Source organism: Halomonas sp. BC1, assembly GCF_002078135.1.
Taxonomy (GTDB): Bacteria; Pseudomonadota; Gammaproteobacteria; order Pseudomonadales; family Halomonadaceae; genus Vreelandella; species Vreelandella stevensii.
Genome location: NZ_LFGS01000009.1, coordinates 17,768 through 21,351 on the forward strand (window position 1 = coordinate 17,768; position 3,584 = coordinate 21,351).

4 protein-coding genes are annotated in these 3,584 nt (G+C 59.2%); 3 read left to right on the top strand and 1 reads right to left on the bottom strand.

What is annotated here, in order from left to right; all coding sequences use genetic code 11:
- From B7L72_RS18710 to B7L72_RS08030, 3 genes are all read left to right on the top strand, one after another.
- On the top strand, nucleotides 1–269 hold a 269-nt coding region (locus tag B7L72_RS18710), incomplete at its 5' end, for a hypothetical protein (RefSeq protein WP_217806067.1).
- 259 nt (nucleotides 270–528) lie between these two features.
- Complete coding sequence (locus B7L72_RS08025; RefSeq protein WP_081193613.1) at nucleotides 529–1,434, top strand: HAD-IIB family hydrolase; 906 nt, start codon at nucleotides 529–531, stop codon at nucleotides 1,432–1,434.
- Nucleotides 1,435–1,452: 18 nt separating this feature from the next.
- Entirely contained in the window at nucleotides 1,453–2,673 is a 1,221-nt protein-coding gene (locus B7L72_RS08030; protein WP_081193615.1) for a glycosyl transferase, read from the top strand.
- A 24-nt stretch (nucleotides 2,674–2,697) separates the two neighbouring features.
- Here B7L72_RS08030 and B7L72_RS08035 read toward each other — a convergent pair.
- On the bottom strand, nucleotides 2,698–3,584 hold an 887-nt coding region (locus tag B7L72_RS08035), incomplete at its 5' end, for a methyl-accepting chemotaxis protein (protein WP_254893782.1).

The window sequence follows — 3,584 nt, forward strand, 5'->3', positions numbered from 1 at the left end:
ATGGCTTGGGTGACTGCTCTGGCTATAAGCCAATGAATGGGCTTCCCACAGGCAGGCTTGGGACTGCTTTGTTTTTGCTGAACAAAAAAAGCCCGCCAGGGGGGTGGCGGGCATCAAAGGGCTTGGCTCACTGCAGCCCACTGACATCAGGTGAGGGGGGTGTACGAGACAGTCAGTGGGTACAATTCGAGTATAGCTATTTTGAAATGTTTGCCAAGGGTTTGTGCAAATTTTCTGTTTTTTTTATGCTCGGTGTTTTGATTAGATAAGACTTGTACAATAATTCAGCACTATTTCCCCGACCTCCCTGCCTCTTTCTCATGCTCTATTTTGGTGCGTCATGGGTTGCCCTATTTTGGTGCTTGCTCTGACACCGCTTCGATAGTGCTTTAATCTTTTGATTTTATTTAATTAAAGCATCTTGGCGTGCATTTTGCTTTGGTGGTTGTCTACCTTGGGTATTGATCTCAAAAGATGGCTACGTTGGGCTTTTGGGTGACCTGATTTCAGTTTGCAGAAGGTGCTGCCATGACCGAGTTCGCTAGTCCTGAACTACTTGATCCCGCGTTACAGCCGCGTTTGGTGGTCACTGATCTCGACGGTTCCTTGCTGGACCACCATAGCTATGATTTTTCGCCTGCCGCTCCCTGGCTTGCTCGTCTCAAGCAGCTGGGTGTCCCGGTGATTCCCGTGACCAGCAAAACTCGGGCAGAACTACTGCCGCTGCGTGAAGCCCTGGGGCTGACGGCGACGCCCTTCATTGCCGAAAACGGTGCCGTGATTGGCCTGCCGCCAGGCTGGTGCCATGCCAGCCTTGATCGGCCGGGTAGTGGGCCAGACGGCGTGGTCATCAAGCACACGGGGGTCGATATCCGCTTTATCCGTGCGCGGTTGGCCATCTGGAAGCAGCGCCTCAACCTGCGGTTTACGCCCATGGGAGAGATGCAGGTGGCGGAAGTCATCGCCAGAACCGGCCTGGACGAGCCTCGGGCCAAGGCGGCCAAACGGCGTGAGGGCAGCGAGCCGCTGATCTGGGAAGACGACGAGCGTGCCCTGGAGACCCTGCGCGAGGCGCTGGAGGGCGATGGTTTGACCATGACCCAGGGCGGGCGTTTTTGGCACGTCATGGCGCAGGCATCAGGCAAGGGGAGTGCGGTGACCTGGTTGATCCAGCGCTTTGCGGCGCTGCGCGGGCGCCAGCCGCTGGCGTTGGGGCTCGGCGATGGCCCCAACGACGTTTCCATGCTGGAAGCCGTGGACCAGGCCGTGGTGATCAAGGGCTGCCATGACTTGATGGTGGCACCGCACAACCGGGCGTTGTATCGCACCCAGGCAACCGGGCCAGCCGGATGGGCCGAGGGGGTGGCTCACTGGTGGGGGCGAGACGACCGCCGATTAGCGGCGGAATCCCACCAGCAAGCGGCCACGGCTTAACCCAACGAGGAAGTGCCCATGAGTGATTTTCATCAGAATGGCGTCATCACCGATTTTCATAACCTGACCCGTCGCCCCGTGGAAGAGCTCGAGCGGGAGCTGTGCCAATTTGCCAAGCGCCGCCCCATGGGGCTGATTCTACCGTCGCTGTTTTCCGAGCTGGAAGGGCCTGCACTCTCGGCCATTGTGGACGAGCTGGCCAAAGTGCCGTATCTCAACGAAATCGTGATTGGACTGGACCGGGCCGATCGCGAACAATTTCTTTATGCCCGCGAGTTTTTCTCACGCTTGCCGCAGCACACCCGCATTCTATGGAACGATGGACCCCGGCTGCGTGAGCTGGATGCCGAGCTAGAACACCACGGGCTGGGGGCGTTGGAGCCCGGCAAGGGGCGCAACGTGTGGTATTGCGCGGGCTATGTGCTGGCCTCCGGGCGCTCGACCGTGGTTGGGCTGCACGACTGCGACATTCTTACCTATGACCGTAGCCTGCTGGCGCGCTTGATGTACCCGGTGGCGCACCCACGCTTCAACTACAGCTTCTGCAAGGGGTACTACCCGCGCATCGCCGAAGGCAAGCTGAATGGCCGGGTGTCTCGCTTGATGGTAACGCCGCTGCTGCGAGCGCTGAAGACCGTGTGCGGTCCGCTACCGTATCTGGATTACCTGGACAGTTTCCGCTACCCGCTGTCGGGGGAGTTTGCCATGCGCAGCGATGTGCTGGAGGGCATTCGCATTCCTGCCGATTGGGGGCTGGAAATTGGCGTGCTCTCGGAGCTACAGCGCAACTACTCGCATCGCCAGCTGTGCCAGGTAGATATTGCCGATGCCTATGACCACAAACACCAGCCAGTGAGCGAAGAGGATGCCAGCGGTGGCTTGAACCGCATGAGCCTGGATATTGCCAAGGCCCTTTATCGCAAGCTGGCCACGCAAGGCGTCAGTTTTAGCAGCGAAGATTTCCGTACCTTGAAAGCCACCTACTATCGGTTGGCGCTGGACTTGATCGAGGCCTATGACCACGACGCTACCATGAACGGTTTGAGTCTGGACCGTCACTGCGAAGAGCAGGCGGTAGAGCTGTTTGCCAGCAACCTGCTGGAAGCTGGCAACCTGTTTCTCGACAACCCGCGTGAGCGCCCGTTCATTCCCAGCTGGAACCGGGTGCAGGCCGCTGTACCTGACCTGCTGACCCGCATGCACGAAGCGGTCGCGCTGGATAACCAGGGGGATGTGTAGGCCATGACGGCCTACGTTTGACGCCTAGAAATCGTCGCTGTGCGCCTGTGTGCTGGAAGGCGCCAGTGACAACGCCTGGGCTTGATGCCGTGACGCGTTGAGCTTGAAGTTGCTGACCATCTGACGCAGCTGGGTGCTCAAATGCGCCAATTGCTGGGTAGCGTGGTTGCTCTGCTGCACCAGTCCGGCATTTTGCTGGGTCATTTGATCCATCTGTGTCACGGCCTGGTTGACCTGCTCGATGCCGCTGCTCTGTTCGATGGTGGCCGCAGAGATCTCCTGAACCAGCGTGCTGAGCTGCTGAATATCGCCCACCATGCCATTGATCACTTCGCCGGTACTGCGCACTCGGCGGCTGCCTTCCACCACCTGGGCATCGGCATTCTCGATCAGCCCCTTGATCTCCTGAGCGGCAGAAGCGGAGCGGCTGGCCAGTTGGCGTACCTCATTGGCCACCACGGCAAAACCGCGACCCTGTTCCCCGGCGCGGGCGGCTTCCACGGAGGCATTCAGCGCCAGGATATTGGTCTGGAAGGCAATCGCATTGATCGTCTCGACGATGCTGCTCATGCGAGTGGCGCTTTCATTGATGGTGGCCATGGTGTCGATGACGGACGACATGGCGTCACTACCGCGTTGAGCGCTCTCAGCGGTTCGCGAGGCCAGGTTGCGGGCATGGTCGGCATGCTCAGCGTTCTGTTTTACCGTGGCGGTCAGCTGCTCCATGCTGGAGGCCGTTTCCGCCAGCGAGGAAGCCTGCTCTTCGGTGCGCGTCGAGAGCTCTTCGTTGACCCCCACGATCTGCTCGACGCCGTTATTGACCTGGTCCGCGCCGTGATGGATATCGCTGATGGTGTCCGCTAGGGTTTCACGCATGCGGTTGATCAAATTGCGCGTCAAACCTCGGCCTT

Coding starts and splice junctions, on each gene's coding strand:
- B7L72_RS08025 (WP_081193613.1), top strand. CDS start 529: ATGACCGAGTTCGCTAGTCCTGAACTACTTGATCCCGCGTTACAGCCG.
- B7L72_RS08030 (WP_081193615.1), top strand. CDS start 1,453: ATGAGTGATTTTCATCAGAATGGCGTCATCACCGATTTTCATAACCTG.